Origin of the sequence: Flavisolibacter tropicus, from assembly GCF_001644645.1 — a bacterium.
Lineage (GTDB): Bacteria > Bacteroidota > Bacteroidia > Chitinophagales > Chitinophagaceae > Flavisolibacter > Flavisolibacter tropicus.
On sequence record NZ_CP011390.1, the window covers coordinates 1,965,245 to 1,987,247 of the forward strand.

Genomic DNA, 22,003 nt, shown 5'->3' on the forward strand with positions numbered 1-22,003 from the left:
TACTATTCGTAAAAATACGAACTAACACTTAGCTATTTTACGATAAACCCCAAACACAAGTAGTAAGAAAAAACACTACACTTCTTATAATCAGCCGCAGATTTTAGCTTTAAGTACTGGTTCTACTCATTTTGGCCAACAAAAGCTACGTTTTTAGCTAACGCTAAAAGTATTGTTGAAAGAAAGAAGTAGATAAAACCCCTTTGCCGAAAATTAGCCATAGTATTTTTACTATGCACACATCGGATATTTACCTAATTTCAACTAGTGCCATTACGAGCTTTTTTACTTTAAAAGTCAGCACAGACAAGCATTTGAGGTAAAAAGCACAATCTCCTATCCCAAATACCCTATTGAAAACGGTCATGAGAGCCCTCATTTTTACACCCTAAACCGAAAAAACAAGCAAATTATGACACCGAAAGTATACAGACTAGCTCCTCCGCCCGATACTGATGTTATTTTAGGAAACTGGTGGGAAGATTAATAATCCTTATTACTAAATAATTATAAAGGTTTTCTATATTTGGCTAATGGCCAAAACTATAGAGAACCTTTTTTATTGGCTTTCTTTTGCGACAGACGCCCTTTTAATATTCTGGATACTGTTAACTTACAGTCAGAGTAAACGCCTTGGCCCTACATGGCTGTTACTAATTTATACAATAGTAAACCTCGCTATTAACGCTTCGGTTGAATTCTTGCCCCCTAAATCAGTATATCCTATTTATGCAAGTTTTACCTTAATAGAGTACTTGCTATTTTCCATATTTATTATAAGTTTTACAAAAAACACACTTTTTAGAAAAGTTGCCATTGCACTTAGTACACTATTTAGCTTGGCGTTACCTATCTATTATATAACTACAGGTCAACATTTTCTCGACTCAGTTCCAATTGGCATAGAAACGATACTAATCATACTTTTCTCCTTTTATTATTTTTATGAACAGATGAACGATATAGAAAATCATTACATCTACAATCGCTATCACTTTTGGATTGTTACAGGAATGATTATATATCTATCAGGATCATTTTTCATCTACATCTTTGCCAACCATGTTGAAAGGGTATTATTATATAAATATTGGTTTTTAACCTATATTTTCTATGTAATTAAAAATATTCTCTTTATAATAGGTGTCACAATCTATGGTAATCAATCCAAGCAAAAGACCTTTAAAAACCTTAAACCTTATTTAAACTAACTGCATTCCGTAACCCGACGTTATGTTTTTACTTCAAGCTACTAAAACAACCGACTCTTCCCTTATCCTTTTATTGGGCACAATCGGCATGTTAATACTTGTTATTGGCTTGGTAGTTTTCATAATCCTTCACCAACGCAAGGTTAGCCGATACCAACTTCAATTGCAACGACTGGAACAAGAACAACAAAAAGTTTTAATTAATGCTTCTGTGCGCCTGCAAGAAGAAGAACGCCAACGCATAGCTGCAGATTTACACGACGACGCAGGCCCCTTACTGGCAACAGCTCGTTTATATTTAAGCGAAAATCTGGTTAACCAGGATAAAGCCACACAGTTACAATCCATTTTTCAAGCCCGTCAGATTTTAGACGATACCATCCAACTAGTACGGAATATTAGCCATAGCCTTATGCCGCCAACGTTGAAAAACTTTGGACTGGAATCAGCAATAAACGACCTGACTCAAAAAATAAGCGGAGCTGGAAGTATTAACGCTAGTAGCAGATTTCACGAGTATAAGGAGCGCCTAAAACCTGAAAAAGAGTTATTGGTATTCCGGATCATTCAAGAATTAGTCAACAATATCTTGAAACATAGCAATAGCAGCTTTATTCATATAACACAAAATCGCCAAAATAACCACTTTGTATTACGTGTTCATCATGATGGGCGGGGCATAATACAATCAGACTTTGAAAAACTAAACAAGAGCAATATAGGGCTGGGATTAAAAAATATAAGCAGCCGCTTACGTGTAGCACATGGTAAAATTTACTTTGAAAAGGACGCTTCACAAACGTATTACAAGGTAACAATTGAAATACCTTTAGATGATCCCTTTGAGTCTAATTGATAATCAGTAATTTAACGCCTTTTAGTGCGCATTTTATGAAAACAATTAAAGTGGCGATTGCCGATGATCATAAGATTTTCCGCAAAGGGGTAATTCTCTCCTTACGGCCGTTTACCAATATAAAGTTTGTTCAGGAAGCTGGTAATGGCGAGGAACTACTTGAACAATTGCCCTCCACTGAACCCGATGTTGTTCTCATGGACCTACGGATGCCGTTGAAAGATGGTATCGAAACTACTAAAGTATTAAGCAAGCAATACCCCAATATCCATGTTATCGTTTTAAGCATGTATGAGGACGAACGGTTTGTTTATCATATGATGGAAAATGGCGCACATGGCTATTTACTCAAAAACGCGGAGCCACAGGAAATACGAAAAGCTATAATGGATGTTCATGAAAAGGGATATTACCTGAACAATTTTGTAAATCGTATTTTATTAAAGCGGTCTCACTCCCGCCAAAAAACCGTCCCTTCTATTCTTAATGAGATCACACTAACAGACAAGGAAAAAGAGGTACTTCAGCTAATCTGCATGGAGTTTACAGCCCAGGAAATTGCTCAAAAGATGGAAATCAGCCCGCGGACCGTAGAAGCTATTAAGGACCGCTTGATGGAACGTTTTGGCAGTAAGAACACAGCCGGATTAGTATTTTTTGCTGTTAAAAACAACTTGGTTGATTAATTTCTAAGCGTATATCGCCCTAAATTCTCCTTTTGGCATAAACATTTCCTTTCTTTGCAGCAATGGATATCATAGACGCTTCTTACTTGATCAGTAGTCCTTCTGTAGATAAATGCCCAAAACCTGATAAGCCGGAGTATGCGTTTATTGGTCGTAGCAATGTGGGCAAAAGTTCTCTTATAAATGCCCTGACAAGTAAAAAAGAACTGGCTAAGGTATCTTCATCTCCCGGTAAAACACAGCTTATCAATCACTTTGTTGTTACAGCAGGCAATGACCGAAAGGAATGGTACTTAGTAGACTTGCCGGGTTACGGTTATGCTAAGCGTTCAATGTCGCAGCGTAAGACGTGGGAAAAGATGATTGAAAATTACATCCGCCAACGCGAGAACCTTATAACGCTTTTCGTTTTAATTGATAGCCGACATGAACCACAGGCCCTTGATTTAAAGTTTGTCAATCAATTGGGCGAATGGGGCATACCCTTTACACTAATATTTACAAAGGCCGACAAAACGACTCAGCGTGAAACAGCTGCCAATGTAAAGCGATTTTTAGAAGCATTGAAAGAAACCTGGGAAGAGCTACCTGCGCATTTTGTAACATCGGCAGTAAAACACACGGGTATCCGGCAAATCCTATCTTATATAAACGAATTAAACGTTACTAACTAAGTGTTTACTTTATTCTTAATAAAGCACTATCTTGTCATCCCGTAACCTGTATGACTAAATCTCAATTAGAAAAATATATTGCAGCGTTTTTGTTTATAGCCGTAGTGATTGCATTTTCTTATGCCGAAAAAGAAAGCAAGAAGATCCAGGTATTATATACTGCAACTAAACTCCATAACAACACGCCGTTGGCAATAAAGCCCAATGCTGTTTCACAAACTATTAAATAAGCTTTAGCTAACTATCTTATTGGCACAACTGCTACTGGCAAATGCTTCTGGCTTTGCCTTGAAAGCAAAACCCATCCCTAAGATATATCCCATTGCTTCCCGCAAGGCATCATTGCTCTTAAAGTTTGGGTTCGTATTTATATCGGCATGCACCTCCATATCTATATTATAAATAGTAAAGAGATTACATAGCTCATAGGCTATTTCAATACTCTTGGCCACCTCTACAAGCATCCGTTCTTTAATAGAGTATTGCTGGTAAGTACGTTCATTATGAATGAACATAAAGCCTCCATGACCCTCCCTGAGAAAAACAATAACAGTAGCAAATTCCGTTTCTTGTCCCTTAACCTGGGAGTCTGTACCAATACAAACCTTAAGGTGATAACCCGCAGCTGTTTCTCGGGTTATAACTTGTTCAACAGCGTCATAAATAGGTAGGTGTATAGTTTCCCCGTTGAATTTTCTCCAGCGCATAAAAAAGGGTTTTCCTAATTTACTGAAAAACCCTTAATGCACCAAAGCTTATAAACGACGCTACTATTAACGTTTTATGAATTTTTCAACGGCAGAAGCGCTTCCATTTGTAAAACGAATCAAATAGCCACCCATGCTTAAAGTCGGTATCCCAATGGTTGTTCGTCCTTCTTTCCCTTTTCCCTGTAAGAGTACTTTTCCATTAAAGTCTGTGATCAAATACTCGAAACGGGTAGGGCTATTCACCTGTAAATCGCTACCAGACACCCATGTACTCAACAATCGGGGCATTTCGGTTGCATCAGTATAATGCAGGGTGATGATATTGGAAAACGACTGCTTTCCATTGTCAAAATGAATATTTAATCGGTATTGAATAGCCCCTGTAGCGGTTGGAGTATATTGATAGGCTCTATCGTTTACTCCTAAGCTAGCCAACGTTTGGAAAATATGCCCATTTAAAGAATATTCCAATTGCTGACTTTCAATAGCCTCATCAGCATCTATTATCCAACTCAAATTGTGTTTATTTTTCTGGGAAATGCCTTTTAATTCCAATTTCCGCAAGGGCAAAGGGGTTACATCAATCAAATTGCCTTGTAATGAATAAGAACCCAAGCTACCATATTCACTTGTATTTGCATTTCCGGTACCATCAATTCTTAGGTAGTAAGTGCCTTCACTCAACAAAGTATCAACGATTGAATTAAGCAGTGTAGATGGGTTATATGAATTCAAAAGATTCTGTGAACCATCTAGCAAGTCCACTTGCATATCTAAGTTAGAACCAGAATTCTGACTAGCTACGTGATAAGGCGTGGCATTTAATCGGAAAATCGACTTTTTACTCATTTTAAATTTGAATACATCGACATCGTCAGATTTACCTATAATGCCATCAAGAATAAATTGATTATTAGTAAACGTAGTATAGGTAGCGTCTACAAATGTATTGGAATGATCATCAGTCCGGTAACCAAAACCATTTTTAGCACTGGCAATAGTCTCCAGATCATTTTGAACAGTAGAGCAGGAAGTAGGCGTAGGCCCTAGATTCCATACGGTGAAATTCTGGTAATACCCTACGCCCATGATAGGCGCCCAGCCTGTTTCTCCTTCCCCTATTCCTGCATTATATTCTGCAGTTCGTGCGCAACTGGCGTTATAGCTTGATTGATGACGCAGCCCCAGTGTATGTCCTGCTTCATGAGAAGCAGCCTCAGCTACTGCTTTTGCATTATATCCAAGTAATGCCGTAAAAATGAAGCTAGGCGTATTATCTCCCCAGGTAAAAGAGTTTACAAATGAAACCCCGCCTGCGCCATTGCCATACCATTCATTAGAAGTAGTAATAATTACCCGCATGCGCTTTGCTTGCGGCGCCTGCCAATATCGGGTAGAATCTGTTGTTATATTGATATTAAAGGGCCGAAAATCTTCAGCCACACGGTTAAATACTTCAGTAACCTGGCTAGTATTCAAACCTGCAGTACCACAAACAATAGGACCAGTTGAATTCCAGTAGGTGCCATTTATAGTTTGTCCATCAAAATCCAGGAAGATAACTGCTTGCGCGGCAGGATAACTATTATACACAGGCAGTTGAGCTGATGCAATAAAGCCAAACACTGCAAAGAAAACCAATAGCACGGATTGGTAAACACTTTTCATAAGGAGGAACGCCTAAAGGCTGTTTTAAAAGGATTGGATTAAGAAGGGTACGAACTAAAAACGGGCACTATTCACTTAGAAGATCATATAACTTTGTCTTTGACAAGACATAAAGACCATTTTCTATTTGCAATTCAAAAGCATCGCCATGCTTAAAACTCACAATACGTCCTTGATAGGAAAAGCCCCCATTCTCATTGTGCATACGCGTCAATGTAAAGGTGGCACCTAAACGGTTGGTAGATTTTATAACGATGCTCTTTAAGTTAGGATCAGTATTATCAGACTTTGATACTACTTTCCCTTGAAAACGCAGAGTCTTAGTTAATGGAATGGAAATCGAATGTTCTTCAGGGCTATCTAACAATTCATCTACTACATTAATATCAAAAGGAAGTTTTGATGGTAAATCATCAAATAACGCCGGCTTATTATAATCCGGCTCTCTGAGCGGAAACTTGTTTTGAGCCGCAGCGCTCAATGCAAATGCATGAAGGAGCATGCAGAGCGTGCCAATCTTAATGGTTCTCATAGTATTGGTTTTCAAAGTCAGGATAAAAACGTTCGTGACTCCTTTCAGAGCCAAGGTTTTCATTTAAGGCACGAGAACACAAATGTTTTAAAAAACTTTGTAATATGGAAAGGGTTTCTGTATAAACTGAGGAAATTAAGTATAAACTCTCACAATCTAACGATAACACTACATAGTAAAACTACGTAGCTAATAATTACCAATACTTAGCATCACTAACGTACAGCCTATAACCGGTTCTATACCGTTCTCTTTAGCCTTTGTAATCAGTTGTTCATTTTCCGTACCGGGATTAAAAATGATCCGTTTGGGCTTTAAGTCCAATATATAATCAATATACTCTCGCTGATTCATTGGGTTCAAATACAGCGTTACAGTATCTACACCGGTAACCGGCAAATGGTCTTTTTCAATTTGAACATCCCCTACCTTACCAAGTTTCTTTCCAATAGCCACAACGGGGTGACCATGGGAGGCCAGCTTATTAATAGCCAAATAGCTATAGCGGGCAGGATTATCAGACGCACCTAATACCAATGTTTTCTTTGCCTGTGCCATGTGCTAATTCTAGTTTGTGCTTAAAAATACAAAGGGCGTGCCTTAAAACGGCTGACCATGCGTTTTTCGAATGACAGGGCGGGCTAGCAAAGGGAACAAGCGGAAGAGTCCAACAAAAAAATTGCTGAGTATGGGTTTGCCAAAAAAGCGCTGCAATCCTCTTCCCATTTGCATACGGCCACCAAATGCTTTTAGCCACTGTTCCTTATACAACGAAACCAACTGATCAAAGCCTATCACCCCCTTTAAATACTGCTCTACAAATAGAGCAAGCATTTTGCTACTGTGCAGTGCCATACTCATCCCATTGCCGCAAAGTGGTGTTATCATCCCTGCCGCATCGCCAAGCATCAGCACCCCATTTTCCACCCAAGTTTTTCGGCTAAAGCTGATCTGCGCAATGGTTACTGGAAAATCATTCTCATGGGTACTCTGCTTTAATACAGACGCCAAAACGGGGTTTTTGCTCAATACGTTTTGTTCCAACTCGCGGATCTGACCGCCAGCCTTTTTCAACATAGCTGCAGTGGTTAAATAACACAGGCAATATTTTCCGTTTTCAATCTCAGACACGCCGCAATACCCATTTTCAAAATTATGCAAGCCTATTATTGAAGGCTGCTTGATACCTGCTACATGATATTTCACGGCAATGTAGTTATTCAACCTTCGTTCCTTACTATTGATAAAGGATCGCTTCCACTTCACATCCAGGTTGCTTCGCTTGCCATATGCTCCTAAACAAAGGCGCGCTTCTATTTCACTACGAGTTGAAGAGCCATCTGAATAATGAACGTGATATTGGTTGTTATCCAATACCACATCTTCTACTTTTGAACCTTCCTTTATAACAACCCCTTCCCTTTTGGCAATCTTATATAATTCATAATCCAGAGTATAGCGACTAATACCAAAACCACCCAATAGCAGTTTTGTTTTAAAGGCCGTGCCGTTAGGAGCTGTTAATAAAAGACTGTCAATGATAGGCAACCGCATTTCTGACAAAGGCACCCCTAATGCTTCTAAGAAAGGCCAGGCTTCTTTACTAACATACTCACCACACACCTTATGAAAGGGATAAACTTCTTTTTCAAACAATATGACCCGAAAGCCTTTTCGTACTAACTGAATTGCTAGCGAAAGCCCAGCCAGCCCGCCTCCAATAATTACTACATCATATTGTTGTACTTGCTTTTGCATTAAATGCTACAAATTATTAACCACCGGAATGCCCACTCCCATCGACATAAAACATTATGCAGCCCTGCTTTCTTCAAAAGCCGTCTCCACTCCTCTTTATGAAAACCGCGCATTACAGAAATGGGCGCATCATTTTTAACAAGGTAACTTTTTGAAAAGAGCTGTGTTAATAGTTTAATGGAATAGTAAGCTACCGGGTGGCGCTGCAGATCATTTATAAAAAATCCTTTTTGACTATTCGCATTCATCCACTTTAATTGATCTACCAACTCATCATCTTTAAAATGGTGTGAAAACAAAGAAGAGAAAATAATGTCAGGTTTCTGATCAAACTGCACATCTCTGTAATCCGACACTAAGAATTGAATGCCTTGATTAGCTACATTTTGCTTTGCATATTCAACACACTCCTTATTAATATCTATACCGGCAAGAGTTACGTCAATATGATTTTTGGCTGCCCACTTTTTAATTACACGCAAATTATCACCACCTCCACAACCAATTTCCACGATATTCCAGTTTTGCTTTGTATGATTTGCAACTAGTAGTTGCACCCCCTTAAGCGTAATGCGATGCCCTCCCAACAAATGATTAATGGTATCCAGCTCAGCCATATTCTGCCGGATAGCTTCAAATGGAATAGCATTGCCATCCAATAATTCTTGTTGGTATGATCGGTATTTAAATGAAGGCATTAATAATGGGCCGTAAAAGTTTCTACTGTTAAGCCAGGACCAAGAGCCACACCTACCATTTTCCGTATTGCATTTTTATCAGCCAGCATTCTCTTTAACACAAACAAGATAGTGGCAGAAGATAAATTGCCGTGCTGTTTCAAAACATCATATGAGTGTAGCAGTGCTGGTGGATTAATTCCAGTGCTTTTTTGCATGGCTTCTAAAATTCGTTTTCCGCCAGGATGCAGGCACCAATGGGAAACATCGTTTCGTGAAGCCCCATCTAATACTTTATCCATCACCTCAGAAAAATCTTCTTCAATCAGATCAGGCACATAACTGGTTAAGGTCATCAGGAATCCAGTAGAAGATATCTCCCAGGCCATGTCCCGCTTGCCTTTCACTATCACCTCACTATGAAAAGAATCAATTGTTAAGCCTTCTAATGGCACGTCATCGCTTACCACAAGAGCAGCAGCACTGCCATCGCCAAAAAGCATGGAGGAAATAATATTATCGAGTGTAGCCTCCCGTTGAAAATGTAGTGTACATAGCTCAGTGCAAACAATTAGCACTTTAGCATTACGCTCCGCTTTACATAAGGCATCTGCCAACCGCAAAGCATGAATAGCCGCATAGCATCCCATAAAGTTGACGGATGTACGGAAGATGCTTTTACCCAAATCCATCATATCCATCACTTGCAGATCCAGCCCGGGTGCACTCATGCCCGTACAGCTTACTGTTATAAAATGAGTAACCTCATGGTCATGTAGCACATTGTGCAGGCAATCGCGTATGGCATCTACAGAAAGCAATGGTGCTTGTTTATGATAAATAGCCATCCGCTGTTCCAAAGTAGGGAACGGCTCCAGTCCCTCGCTTTGCGGATAAAACTTCCATTCAGACAAAGGACGCCCGTAATCTGATACTACGGAAAAACGCTTCTCTATCCCACTTTGATTATACAGGTACCGCATCTTACGACGATCAGCTTCAGTAGGTGCATAAACCATTTGCATAAACTGTAAAATATCTGCTTGTTTGTGGCAAAAAGCTGGCACCGCCGTTCCTATAGAAACTATCTTACTCAAAATGGTTCAGTATTATAAGGGTTAAGAAATAGCCGGTGGTTCCTAAAGTAGAAATGACATTCATCCGCAGGCTGTTCTTAAAATTAGCCTCTTTTTCATCTTTCCAGACCTTCCTAAACCAATGTAGAAAAAATCCGACCACAGGCATCGTAAATAACAGGAACAAGTAAAAAAGCTTCAACTTATTTTGCTCTTTAAAAAATACGAATAGAGCAAAAGCGGCGCCCCCAAACAAAAGGGCACTGAACAGAAATGTACCGCGTTTACCTAGCAAATAACTGATAGTGATAACCCCATCCTTCTTATCATCTTCATGTTGATAAATCTGCGTTAGTGGATATAAAGCCCCAATTAGCAAACTGGCAATCAAACACGGAAGCAAAAGATGAAAAGTGGCTGTATTCGAATCAATTGATTTATAGGTACTATAAAAAATAACGGCCCCCTGAAATATAAAAACGGTAAGGAAGCCAATAAAAGGATATTGTTTCAATCGAATGCCCCGATAGCTATAGGCGCGTGATGCCAGTATATAAAGCACTACCCCTACCCCCAAAACCGAGCTCACATAAAAGGAAAGCATCAACGCCACTAAATCCATGACAATACTAACCAGGAAGAGCTCCTTTGTTGGTTGCAGAGGTTTAGATAAACCACCTATTGGCGACTCATCCCTATCCATATAAGAATTATAGCCATTACTGGATGGATAAACCAGGAAGTGGAGAATAATGAAAATAACCAGAGCTTTACCCCATGACACATCAGGTACCTGGCTTATAGCAAAAAGATAAACCGGCAACAGGAACAGTGAGAAATGGAACCGCAATAGTTGAAGGGTGGAGCGTTGAAACATAATTGCCAACGATGATCTTCTATAAATATAGGTGGAATTATAGGTAATTAGTAAGTAAAGACGGGAACTGATAATTCATTTACACTCCCTGCCTGTTCAATGCTCTTCAAGAACCTTTGATGCCTCTCACTCTCCGCAGCCTGGAAGGGTATTTAATAACCCTAAATTTTACACTATATCTTTATATATACAATGGATGGCACAAAATAAGGGTGTGCGCCAGCAGCTAACCACTTGTACTCTTTTATGTTGCTGAAAGCAGACGTTAGAGGCTGCTCTATCTCTCCCTTACCTTTTGCTGCACCTATCGTCGTGACCGCTTCGGGACTTCTTCGAAGCGTCCCGAAGAAGTCTAGAAGAAGCCTCGAAGAAAGTACGAAGGTGGGCGCAACAAATCCCCCACAAAACGTAAAAAAGAGTGAAGAAAGGAGAAAGAAACCAGAAGCGGCTAATCTTTAATACAGAACTAATGGCTGCTTGCACTTCCTTTAATATGAGAATCAGTAATTTAGGACCATGAAAACAACCGTCTCCTTACTATCATTTTTGTTACTCCTAGCTAATGTAGTAACGGCTCAATCTACACCTTTTCGTTTTGCCTTTATTTCTGATACCCATATTGGCTCACCCAATGGCGGCGCGGAAGAAGATCTACGCCGAACGGTAAAGGCTATTAATGATAGAAATGATGTTGATTTTGTCGTTCTTACTGGCGACATCACAGAACTGGGAACCAATAAGCAGCTGGCATTGGCTAAAGCAATTCTGGATAGCCTGAAACTGAAATACTATATCATCCCGGGCAACCATGATACCGGCTGGAGTGAATCTGGTGGCTTAGGCTTTACCAGAACCTTTGGCGACGACAAATTTCATTTCGTTCATAATGGTATTCACTTTATTGGCTGCGCTTCTGGTCCTTATGTACGCATGAGCGATGGCCATATACCTCGCCACAACATGAACTGGCTGACAAAAGAAATCAATAAGATCGGAAAAGATGAACCCATCGTTTTCCTGAATCACTATCCTTTGGATAATGGGCTGGACAACTGGTATGAAGTGATCAACCTACTGAAAACAAAAAATACAGTGCTGGCCTTATGTGGTCATGGACATAATAACCGCCCGGTAAACGCGGAAGCTATTCCTGCAGTAATGGGTCGCTCTAACCTGAGAGCCAAGCAAGATGAAGGCGGCTATAACCTGGTAGATGTTACTAAAGATTCTTTCCTGTTTACAGAGCAGAAGCCATTATCCAGAATAGAAAAAAAATGGAAAGCGGTAGCTTTTGCCAGACAAGATTATAAAAGCAATACTTCTTTTCCTCGCCCGGATTTTTCTATCAATGAAAAATATGCAAACGTAAAGCCTACGTGGACATTCTCTTCTGACGCCAATGTAATTTCTACACCGGCTGTATCCAATGGCCTGGTTGTATTTGGCAATCAAAATGGTGAAATGCAAGCTCTACAACTGGCTTCAGGTAAAAAAGCCTGGGCGTATAAAACAGCTGGTCCTATCTTTTCTTCTCCTGCTATCAGCAATGACCGAATTGTTTTTGGCTCTGCTGATGGTTCTGTTTATTGCCTGACTACAAAAGGTAAGCTGGCTTGGAAAGTTTCAACTAAAGCAGCCGTTCTGGGTTCGCCTTTCATTGAAAATGGCACTGTGTATATTGGTGGTAGCGATAGTTGTTTCCAGGCTATTGACTTAGCTACAGGAAAAGAAAAATGGCGCTTTCATGGTCTTACCGCAGCAGTTACCAGTCAGCCAGTTGTTTATAATAACACACTGTTCTTTGGTGCGTGGGATACACATTTGTATGCCTTGAACAAAACAAATGGACAGTTATTGTGGAAATGGAATAATGGATCGCCTGTTCCCAACTATTCACCAGCAGCTTGTATTCCGGTTATTAAAGACGACGTAGTATATGTAGTGGCCCCCGATCGCTGCTTATCTGCTATTGATGTGCAGTCGGGTAATACCTTATGGCGCACCAAGGAAGCTACCGTTCGGGAATCGCTTGGCTTATCTACCGATGGCAAACTGATCTATGGAAAAACCATGCAGGACACTATTGTAGCGTTTACTACAAATAAAGAAAAGCCGCAGCTGGCTTGGGCATTTAATGCTGGCTTTGGTTATGAGCATACACCCTCTATGTTAATTGAAAAAGATGGGATTGTATTCTTTGGCACCCGTAGTGGAGTAGTTTATGCCATTAACCCTTCAAATCAAACGATCAATTGGGCTTATAAAATCGATAACTCCATGGTAAACACAGTGAATGTGTTGAACGGAAAACAAGTGATTGCGTCTACCATGGATGGGAAAGTAGTATTGTTGGAAGCAAAAACTAACGACGCATACGGGTTAACAACCAAATAATGAGTCCTACAACCAGCACTACAACAAAAATACCCACGGCCATACCGGCCCGGAAAATATCGCCAATCACTTCACAAGAAGAGAGCGAAATAGCCACTGCTATAAGCCAAACTCCAATGTACTTAAACTGTTTCATTTCCTGTCTTTTGTAGTTAGTACTACAAAAGACAGGCCGATTGGGAGGAGGGCTTTGCGCAGGGCTTATTCGTGAGACGTGAAACGTCAAATGTGAAAGGATTCCTAAGATCAATCTTACTTTACATGAACAAAAGCACTCCTTAAGGGAGTGCTTTTGTTTTTATTGCCATATTTCCAATCTATCAGCTCATTAACTATGTTTTCCTCCTAATCCCTAAAATCTACCCAAATCGTGGTTCTGACATTTCCCTATCTTTGCACATGGCTGCAAACAACAACAACTTCTCCAGGAATTTCATTGAGGGCTTAACGTTTGACGACGTATTGCTGGTTCCAGCTTACTCAGAAGTCCTTCCCCGTGATGTAAATATTAAGACACAATTAACCAAGGACATTACCTTGAACATACCCATGCTGTCAGCAGCAATGGATACAGTTACCGAGGCATCTCTGGCTATAGCACTAGCACGGGAGGGAGGTATTGGCATTCTGCATAAAAACATGAGTATTGAAAAGCAGGCCGATCAGGTGCGCAAGGTAAAGCGTAGTGAAAGCGGAATGATCATTGACCCGATAACGCTTACCCACGATGCTACAATTGGCGACGCTCAGCGCCTGATGCGTGAAAACAGAATTGGTGGTATTCCCATTGTAGACAACAACGGTCATTTAGCCGGTATCCTAACCAATAGAGATTTGCGTTTTGAAGAAGATTTCCAACGAAAAGTGAGTGAAGTAATGACCAAAGAGGGTCTTATCACCGCACCAGATGGAACGGATCTGAAAAAAGCAGAAACCATTTTCCGTCAGAACCGTATTGAAAAGCTTCCTGTAGTTGATAAAAATGGTAAGCTCATCGGTTTAATTACATACCGTGATATTTTACAAGTAACCTCTTACCCCAATGCTGTAAAAGATAATTTTGGCCGTTTGTTAGTAGGTGCTGCAATAGGTGTTACCCGCGACATATTGGACCGCGTATCTGTATTACAGCAGGTTGGTGTAGATGTGGTTTGTTTGGATAGCGCACATGGACATACAAAAGGTATTATTGATGCGCTGAAGAGCGTTAAGAAGAATTTCAAAAACCTGAACGTTATAGCAGGCAATATTGCCACAGCTGCAGGAGCAGAAGCGCTGGCAGAAGCAGGTGCCGATGCAGTGAAAGTTGGTATTGGCCCAGGCTCTATTTGTACAACCCGTATTGTAGCAGGAGCTGGTGTACCACAATTAACAGCAATCATGCAAGCTCGTGAAGGATTGAAAAATAAAAATGTTCCATTAATCGCCGATGGTGGTATCCGCTATACTGGCGATATGGTAAAAGCCTTGGCAGCTGGTGCTGACTGCGTAATGATGGGTAGCATCTTTGCCGGTACAGAAGAAAGCCCTGGTGAAACCATCATTTACGAAGGTCGTAAGTTCAAGGAATACCGTGGTATGGGTTCATTAGGAGCGATGGCAACAGGTAGCAGCGATCGCTATTTCCAGGATCCAGAAGCCGATGTAAAGAAATATGTACCAGAAGGTATTGAAGGCCGTGTAGCTTATAAAGGTCAATTAAAAGAGATCGTTTACCAGTATGTTGGCGGCTTAAGAGCCGGTATGGGATACTGCGGTGCAAATACAATTACTGAATTGAAGAACAGCACGTTTGTAAAAATCACGAATGCAGGCATGCGCGAAAGCCATGCTCACGACGTAGAGATTACTCGTGAAGCGCCGAATTATAGTAGGAAGTAATTTACATGTCGACAGGTTATTAAGTTGACAGGTTGACCTAATAAAAAAGAAACACCCTCAATTGAGGGTGTTTCTTTTTTATATAACTCATTTTATCCTTATCATACTTCCTTGTCAACTTTTCAACCTGTAAACTTATCAACTTTATTACTGAGCCCCATCATTATCCACAAACAGCTTTTGCTTGAACTTTTGATAGAAGAAAGAAATGATCAACAGCAAAGCGCCTAATGTTAAATAGGCTATTACTTTTTGAACTGTTGAAAAGCGGGAACTATCTAAAGCAATCAACTTTAGAAGTGTTAATCCCATCAACCCAATACCTCCTAAACGCAGCACTACCATTTTCTGCCAAGCCCCCCATACAAATAATAATACAGCCATTAACAACCAGATAAATGTGACCGATACCCCATCCCACTCCATGGCTACAAATAATATGATCAGAACAAAGGAAGCAACAAGATGAGCATGATTTAAAAGCTCCTCGTTTTTGAATTGCAAATGATAAATCCAGGCTTGCACACCTAGAAACAAACCAAAGCAACCTGTAACAACTGCCAGTGGCTGATCCTCCATAGTGCTAGCCAGTACAAAAATAGCTCCCAGGTAAAGTGCAATGTTATTTACTAACTGCCGGTAAGACTCTTCGCGCGTAAGTGGTTCCTCGCTTTGTATACGTCGGAGTAAAATACTAACGGTGAACAATGCAAAAAACACAGTGCCGAAAACTACGCCTATCCATGTTTGTGAAGAATTAAAGCGCATCATGCTCCACCCAATAAACAACATCCAAGTTAGTGTAAGTGCTATGCGGCCCACCGTTTTCCACAACTTTTTGTAACTCAGGTAAAGTACACCTATATCTATAATAAGGATATATAGAAAGAACAGGTCTGCCCTGTCGGCGTTGCGGCTAATCAAAAAAGGGATACCATATGCACCAACCATACCCAACAAGGCAATTTCCTGGCGGTTATAAGAACTAGCTTGTATAACCGTAAACGCTGTAAAGGCAGCCATTATTAAAAAAGCAGCTGTGTTTGGTAACATCTGGTAGTAGACTGCGGCTGCATAGGTTGTAAAATAAACCGAAGCCATGGCGCCACTAAAAAGGATAGCACTGAATAGCAGGTAGTCCTTTTTTAGCTTTAGAGATAATATAAATAGCAGTATACCAGCCCCATACGCTAAGGCTATGCGTGTGAGAGGAGAAATCAACTCTTGATCAATAGCGTATTTAACACCAATAGATAGTCCGATCACTAATACAACAATACCCACAAGATGGATCAACCGTAGGCCAATGAAGTTTTCCCATACTAACCTAGGCGTCCTATTGCGTGTTTGGTTTTGTATGGTTGGTATTTTATAGGAGGGATCTAACCGTTGTAATTGACGTTGCAGTTCTTGTATTTTATGATATTGCTCTACAACCTGATGTTGCAAATCAGCCAGTTCTGCTTTGATCGTTTCAATAGAGTGCTTGTCGTCCATGCATACACTTTGAAGCAAAGTAAGCAGATTAACCGATTGTTTTTAACATTTAACACAGCCCAGCACTACCCATTTTAACTATCTTTCCGCTGAAAAGAGACTTTACGTTGAGACGCATATTTACCCTGCTTATTTCTGTACTTATTAGCTTCACTGGATTTTCTCAAACTGACTCATGCCATTTACGCATTAGCCTGCTTACCTGTAGTCCAGGTGATGAGCTCTACTCTACTTTTGGCCACAGTGCCATGAGAGTACAGGATATATATACAGGTGCTGATCTCATTTATAATTATGGCACCTTTGAATTTGGTCCTGACTTTTATACAAAATTCATACAGGGTAAACTGTTATATTTCTTATCTATTCAGGACTATTCGGATTTCGTAGCCTCCTATGCCTGGGAGAAGAGAGGCATACAAGAACAGGTGTTACAACTCTCCTGCGCTGAAAGTCAACAGTTAGCAGAAGCTTTACAAGTAAACTCTTTGGAGGCTAACCGTTACTACCGGTACGACTTCTTATTTGATAACTGTACCACTCGCTTACGGGATATTGTGGCTAAAAACAGCGGTCAGCCCGTTATCTATGATACAGTCATTCCTCAAAAAGCTCCCACTTTCCGCAATCTTATACATAGTTATTTAAATGCCGGGGAACAATACTGGAGCAAACTAGGAATTGATATCTTATTAGGTAGAGACTTGGACAAGCCCGTTACTAACCAGCAGGCCATGTTCCTACCAGATTATTTGATGAAAGGGTTTGACAGTGCTACTTCCAGTGGGCGACTATTAGCTGCACCAAGACAGATTCTCCTACCCCGGCCTGTTTTAGCAAAACAAAATTCGCCCTTTACACCAATGGTTGTTTTTAGCAGCCTGTTAGCAATAATCATTGTTTTATCCTTTATTCCAAAGGAAGGTGTACAAAAGCTATTGTCTGTATTTGACTTTTTGTTTTTCTTTAGCCTTGGATTAACGGGCCTACTGTTATTGTTTATGTGGTTTGGCACCAATCATACGGTTTGCCAGGATAATTATAACTTGATGTGGGCTTTACCAACGCATACTATTGCCGCATTCTTTTTATGGAAAAAGGCAAAATGGGTACAGTATTATTTGTTGGCTACAATCATCGTACAGTCACTTTTACTTTTAGGCTGGATATTCTTACCCCAACAACTAAATATTTCACTCATACCTATCGTTTTATTGATTTTGTTACGCTCCTGGCTGCTTATTCAAAAACCATTTGACAAAACTCAAATAGCATAACGCATGATCTATCAGCAAAAGCGACTGCATTATGAGGTAATCGGCAAGGGACCGGCGGTACTACTAGTGCATGGATTTGGAGAAGACAGTTCGGTGTGGCGAAATCAGAGAGATGCATTACCTGGGTTTCAACTGATTTTACCCGATCTGCCAGGAAGTGGTTCTTCTGAAATGATAGATGATATGAGTATGGAGGGCTTAGCAGACAGCCTGCTGGCCATATTAGATCAGGAACAAATAGACCAGTGTATACTGATTGGGCATAGTATGGGTGGTTATGTGTCCTTGGCCTTTGCTGAAAAATATGCTGATCGGTTAAACGGACTGGGATTGTTTCATTCTACAGCATTTGCAGATTCAGAGGCCAAGATTGAAACAAGGAGAAAAGGGATTCAATTTATTCAGGAGTATGGAGCCTTTGCTTTTTTAAAAACCAGCACTCCTAACCTGTTTAGTCCTATGACAAAAGCGAACCAGAATCACTTGGTGGAAGAGCAGGTACAACGATCCGCTTCATTTACAGATGCAGCACTCATCAGTTATTATGAGTCTATGATCAAGCGTCCGGACCGAACTGCCCTATTGAAATTAATGACATTGCCTGTATTGTTTATTATGGGAAAGCATGATACAGCTGTACCGTTACAAGACAGCTTACAACAATGTCATTTGCCAGCCTTATCCTATGTGCACATTCTGAAAGAATCTGGACATATGGGCATGCTTGAGCAGGTTACAGAAAGTAACAAGTATTTACTTGACTATATATTGGATACATCCAAAATAAGCTAACATCCAGCATGCGCAAAGCATTTTTTATACTAATCCTGCTCTGCTCTTCAAGCATGGCATTTGCCGACCATTTAAAGGGTGGGTTCTTTACGTATCAATATCTTGGTCCCGGTGCATCTGCCGGAGGCAGCCGCTTTAGTATCACACTAACCTTATATATGGATTGTAATGCCAGAGATGGCGGACAAGGCAGCCAGGTTGACCCCACCTTAAACTTTAGCTTTTTTGATGCTACTAGTTATGCATTGATCAAAACAATTAATGTTCCAGTAAGTAATAAAGGCAATCTGATAAGAGGCACTGATGACCAATGTATTTCCGGCAATCAAGCAGGTTGCTATTACAAGGTTATTACCTACGTACTTGGAGAAATTGATCTTCCTGCCAGAGCTGGAGGTTACACGGTTTCTTATCAGCGTTGTTGCCGGATTAGTGGAGTAGATAATATTATCAGCTCTAATACGGTTGGAAACACTTATTCTATTACAATCCCAAGTACGGCGGCTTTAGTCAGCACTAATAGCAGTGCTACCTTTCAGGTAAATGACACAGCCGTTGTTTGTGCCAACACCCCATTCACCATTCCCTTTTCAGCAATGGATCCTGATGGTGACCAGCTACGTTATGAATTTTGTAGCGCCAATAGCGGAGGTAGTACCTCTGTACCTGCTCCTGATCCTGCAGCCCCACCACCCTATAGTGATGTAAATTATTCAAGTGGCTTTAGTGGTAGCCAGCCCATGGGGCCTGATGTTACAATTGATCCAGTAACAGGCGTTATTACTGGTATTGCGCCAAGCATCAGAAACTCAGGAGAATTCGTAGTAACCGTTTGCGTAACAGAACTTAGAAATGGCGTACCGGTAGGAAAAACGCGTAAAGAGCTACACGTGAAAGTTGGAAACTGTAATTCAACTAAGCCTACACTGGAAAAAGAATATGTCAATTGCGATAACCCTACGCTGACTTTTGAGAACAAAACACCTAGCAGTGAGATCAAAACTTATGATTGGGATTTTGGAGTTGATGGTATTACAACAGACGTTTCCAACCAGACAAAACCAACCTATACCTATCCTACCCCAGGAACATATACCGTTACGGTGGTAACGAATAAAGGCCAACTTTGCTCTGAAACGACTACAGCACAGGTAAAAGTTTACCCTGGCTTTTCTGCCGACTTTAAAGTAGACGGTATTTGTATTCAAAAGCCAACCCAATTTACAGATCAAACAGTAGCACAGCATGGTGTAGTGAATAAATGGTCATGGGATTTTGGAGAAACAACTTCACAAACAGATATTTCAACAGCACCAAGCCCTTCTTACCAATATCCATTAGCTGGAATTAAATCTGTTCGGCTAATTGCAGGCAGTAGTGTTGGTTGCTTGGATACAGCCATAAAACAAATTGAAATATTTGAAAAGCCACCTTTACGAGTGCTTACTAAGGACACATTAATGTGTAAAGGCGATACTACGCAACTAGGCGCATTCGGAAATGGAAACTTTACGTGGACACCTCTTTCAAACATACAAAACGCCAGTACGGCCACCCCTTCCGTATGGCCAATAACAACAACAACCTATCAAGTAGAGTTGAACGACAATGGCTGTATCAATACGGACTCTATAAGAGTAAGAGTGGTCAACTTCGTAACGCTGCAAGCCATGAACGATACCACTATTTGTCTGAAAGATTCTGTGCAACTTAATGCCAATACGAATGGCTTACGTATGCTATGGACACCTTCCGGCGAGATAGATGATCCAACCATAGTAAATCCAAAAGCTAAACCAACGTCATCAAGTACTACTTATACTATTACTGCGCGTATAGGTCGCTGTGTAGATACTGATGATGTGATCGTAAAAACAGTTCCTTATCCTTTAGTAGATGCAGGTGAAGATGCAACCATCTGCTACGACACACCTATTCAACTATCTGGCACAACAAATGGTGCACAGTATAGTTGGTCGCCGGCTAATGCGCTCTCTAACCCTACAGTTTTAAACCCTATAGCACGACCACTTAGTTCTATAGAATATGTGCTAACTGCACAGAACCCAACGAGTGGCTGCCCTAAACCTAACTACGACACCGTATTAATTAATGTATTGCCTCAGATCATTCCCAGCGCAGGAAACGATACAGCTGTTGTAGTTGGCCAATCATTACAACTTTTGGCTAGCGGCGGAGAATCCTATGTTTGGTCGCCTGCTACCAATCTCAGCAGTACTACCATTCCCAATCCGGTTGGTGTATATGACGGCAGCTTTGAAAGCATTCGCTATAAAGTGATTGCACGTGTTGGGCCATGCGAAGATTCGGCCTATGTAAGGGTTCGCATTTTTAAAACACCTCCACAAATTTTTGTACCTACAGCCTTCACTCCAAATAATGACGGCAAAAACGATGTTATTAGACCCGTTGCTGTCGGTATGACCCAAATGGAATACTTCCGCATTTTCAATCGCTGGGGCCAGTTGGTATACAGCTCGTCCGTTCCTAATGAAGGATGGGATGGTAAGCTTAATGGCAAAGAACAAGGATCAGGTGTTTATGTCTGGATGGTGAAAGGAGTTGACTTTGCAGGCAAAGAATTTTTCGCCAAGGGCACTGTTACACTTATACGATAGTCCGCCGAATTCAATCAGGTGTTATCTTCGGCCCTTATATGAAAAAGATAGTCTTTATAACTGGTGCCACTTCAGGATTTGGAGAAGCTTGTGCTCACACATTTGCAGCCAATGGATATAACCTTATCTTAAATGGCAGACGCGAGGAACGTTTAAAGACATTACAACAAACGCTTCAACAACAATATAATACACAAAGCTATCTTTTACCATTTGATGTTCAGCAACAATCCTCCGTCTTTGAAAGTATAAATCAATTGCCCGATGAATGGAGGGCTATTGATATTTTGATCAATAATGCAGGTCTTGCTTTAGGTCGCGACCTATTTCAAGATGCGTCACTTGACGACTGGAACCAAATGATAGATACCAATGTTAAGGGGGTGCTTTATGTGTCAAAGGCTGTTCTTCCTTTTATGATCAATAACAAAAAAGGACATATCATTAATGTAGGATCTATTGCGGGTAAAGAAGTATATGAAAGAGGAAATGTGTATTGTGCCAGCAAACATGCTGTAGATGCTATCAGTAAGGCTATGCGTATTGACCTGCTCCAACACGGCATAAAGGTTACGGCCATACACCCAGGCGCTGCTGAAACAGAATTCTCTATTGTGCGCTTTAAAGGCAACGAGGATACAGCAAAAACTGTTTATCAGGGCTACCAACCGTTAAGCGCTCAGGATGTAGCTGACATAATCTATTATACAGCCTCTCTTCCTCCACATGTTTGTATTAACGATTTGGTAGTTACATGCACTCAACAGGCCAACTCATATCATTTTAACAAGAAATAAG

At 40.6% G+C, this 22,003-nt stretch carries 21 protein-coding genes; 11 read left to right on the forward strand and 10 right to left on the reverse strand.

What is annotated here, in order from left to right; genetic code table 11:
* Window positions 1-533: 533 nt before the first annotated feature.
* The 5 genes from SY85_RS08290 to SY85_RS08310 all read left to right on the forward strand — a co-directional run bounded on the left by SY85_RS08290 (window position 534) and on the right by SY85_RS08310 (window position 3,657).
* The gene (locus SY85_RS08290) at window positions 534-1,211 is read left to right on the forward strand and encodes a hypothetical protein (protein ID WP_066403417.1); all 678 of its coding nucleotides are present in this window, start codon (window positions 534-536) and stop codon (window positions 1,209-1,211) included.
* 22 nt (window positions 1,212-1,233) lie between these two features.
* On the forward strand, window positions 1,234-2,067 hold the full coding sequence (locus SY85_RS08295) for a sensor histidine kinase (protein ID WP_066403419.1): 834 nt from the start codon (window positions 1,234-1,236) through the stop codon (window positions 2,065-2,067).
* A 35-nt stretch (window positions 2,068-2,102) separates the two neighbouring features.
* The gene (locus SY85_RS08300) at window positions 2,103-2,753 is read left to right on the forward strand and encodes a response regulator transcription factor (RefSeq protein ID WP_066403421.1); all 651 of its coding nucleotides are present in this window, start codon (window positions 2,103-2,105) and stop codon (window positions 2,751-2,753) included.
* Window positions 2,754-2,815: 62 nt separating this feature from the next.
* On the forward strand, window positions 2,816-3,427 hold the full coding sequence (gene yihA, locus SY85_RS08305; protein ID WP_066403423.1) for a ribosome biogenesis GTP-binding protein YihA/YsxC: 612 nt from the start codon (window positions 2,816-2,818) through the stop codon (window positions 3,425-3,427).
* 50 nt (window positions 3,428-3,477) lie between these two features.
* On the forward strand, window positions 3,478-3,657 hold the full coding sequence (locus SY85_RS08310) for a hypothetical protein (protein ID WP_066403431.1): 180 nt from the start codon (window positions 3,478-3,480) through the stop codon (window positions 3,655-3,657).
* Between the two features lie 3 nt (window positions 3,658-3,660).
* Here SY85_RS08310 and SY85_RS08315 read toward each other — a convergent pair whose 3' ends face one another.
* The 8 genes from SY85_RS08315 to SY85_RS08350 form a co-directional block, all read right to left on the reverse strand.
* A complete protein-coding gene (locus SY85_RS08315; RefSeq protein WP_066403437.1) occupies window positions 3,661-4,134 on the reverse strand; it encodes a ribonuclease H-like YkuK family protein in 474 nt (157 codons plus the stop codon).
* Between the two features lie 66 nt (window positions 4,135-4,200).
* Entirely contained in the window at window positions 4,201-5,805 is a 1,605-nt protein-coding gene (locus tag SY85_RS08320) for a T9SS type A sorting domain-containing protein (protein ID WP_066403439.1), read from the reverse strand.
* 67 nt (window positions 5,806-5,872) lie between these two features.
* The gene (locus SY85_RS08325; protein ID WP_148661139.1) at window positions 5,873-6,337 is read right to left on the reverse strand and encodes a hypothetical protein; all 465 of its coding nucleotides are present in this window, start codon (window positions 6,335-6,337) and stop codon (window positions 5,873-5,875) included.
* A gap of 189 nt (window positions 6,338-6,526) precedes the next feature.
* Window positions 6,527-6,895, reverse strand: a complete 369-nt coding sequence (locus tag SY85_RS08330; protein WP_066403443.1) for a CoA-binding protein — start codon at window positions 6,893-6,895, stop codon at window positions 6,527-6,529.
* Window positions 6,896-6,937: 42 nt separating this feature from the next.
* Entirely contained in the window at window positions 6,938-8,095 is a 1,158-nt protein-coding gene (locus tag SY85_RS08335) for an NAD(P)/FAD-dependent oxidoreductase (RefSeq protein ID WP_066403447.1), read from the reverse strand.
* Window positions 8,095-8,793 (reverse strand): methyltransferase domain-containing protein, encoded by a 699-nt coding sequence (locus SY85_RS08340; protein ID WP_066403449.1) that lies wholly within the window; start codon window positions 8,791-8,793, stop codon window positions 8,095-8,097. Before SY85_RS08340 ends, SY85_RS08335 begins: the two co-directional genes overlap by 1 nt.
* Window positions 8,793-9,869, reverse strand: coding sequence for a type III polyketide synthase (locus SY85_RS08345; protein WP_066403452.1), 1,077 nt, complete (start codon window positions 9,867-9,869; stop codon window positions 8,793-8,795). The genes SY85_RS08340 and SY85_RS08345 overlap by 1 nt, the downstream gene beginning before the upstream one ends.
* Window positions 9,862-10,725 (reverse strand): UbiA family prenyltransferase, encoded by an 864-nt coding sequence (locus SY85_RS08350; RefSeq protein ID WP_066403454.1) that lies wholly within the window; start codon window positions 10,723-10,725, stop codon window positions 9,862-9,864. Before SY85_RS08350 ends, SY85_RS08345 begins: the two co-directional genes overlap by 8 nt.
* A 516-nt stretch (window positions 10,726-11,241) precedes the next feature.
* Between SY85_RS08350 and SY85_RS08360 the strand changes: the two genes are divergently transcribed.
* Complete coding sequence (locus tag SY85_RS08360; RefSeq protein WP_066403458.1) at window positions 11,242-13,119, forward strand: outer membrane protein assembly factor BamB family protein; 1,878 nt, start codon at window positions 11,242-11,244, stop codon at window positions 13,117-13,119.
* Here SY85_RS08360 and SY85_RS25785 read toward each other — a convergent pair.
* Window positions 13,088-13,255 carry a hypothetical protein gene (locus tag SY85_RS25785; RefSeq protein WP_193408751.1) on the reverse strand — a complete coding sequence of 56 codons (168 nt, stop codon included), beginning with the start codon at window positions 13,253-13,255 and terminating at the stop codon, window positions 13,088-13,090. The two genes, SY85_RS08360 and SY85_RS25785, sit on opposite strands and share 32 nt — an antisense overlap.
* Before the next feature lie 263 nt (window positions 13,256-13,518).
* Between SY85_RS25785 and guaB the strand changes: the two genes are divergently transcribed.
* Entirely contained in the window at window positions 13,519-15,000 is a 1,482-nt protein-coding gene (guaB, locus tag SY85_RS08365; protein WP_066403459.1) for an IMP dehydrogenase, read from the forward strand.
* 147 nt (window positions 15,001-15,147) lie between these two features.
* Here guaB and SY85_RS08370 read toward each other — a convergent pair whose 3' ends face one another.
* Window positions 15,148-16,497: a DUF2339 domain-containing protein gene (locus SY85_RS08370; protein WP_066403460.1), complete on the reverse strand. Its 1,350-nt coding sequence runs from the start codon at window positions 16,495-16,497 to the stop codon at window positions 15,148-15,150.
* A gap of 107 nt (window positions 16,498-16,604) precedes the next feature.
* On the opposite strand from SY85_RS08370, the gene SY85_RS08375 reads away from it, so the two are divergent.
* From SY85_RS08375 to SY85_RS08390, 4 genes are read left to right on the forward strand one after another with little or no spacing between them, the layout of a single operon-like run.
* The gene (locus tag SY85_RS08375; protein WP_066403462.1) at window positions 16,605-17,774 is read left to right on the forward strand and encodes an Lnb N-terminal periplasmic domain-containing protein; all 1,170 of its coding nucleotides are present in this window, start codon (window positions 16,605-16,607) and stop codon (window positions 17,772-17,774) included.
* A 3-nt stretch (window positions 17,775-17,777) separates the two neighbouring features.
* Window positions 17,778-18,566 carry an alpha/beta fold hydrolase gene (locus tag SY85_RS08380; RefSeq protein WP_066403463.1) on the forward strand — a complete coding sequence of 263 codons (789 nt, stop codon included), beginning with the start codon at window positions 17,778-17,780 and terminating at the stop codon, window positions 18,564-18,566.
* Window positions 18,567-18,574: 8 nt separating this feature from the next.
* A complete protein-coding gene (locus SY85_RS08385; RefSeq protein ID WP_066403466.1) occupies window positions 18,575-21,205 on the forward strand; it encodes a PKD domain-containing protein in 2,631 nt (876 codons plus the stop codon).
* A 38-nt stretch (window positions 21,206-21,243) separates the two neighbouring features.
* Window positions 21,244-22,002, forward strand: a complete 759-nt coding sequence (locus SY85_RS08390; protein WP_066403469.1) for an SDR family NAD(P)-dependent oxidoreductase — start codon at window positions 21,244-21,246, stop codon at window positions 22,000-22,002.
* Window position 22,003 lies beyond the last annotated feature (1 nt).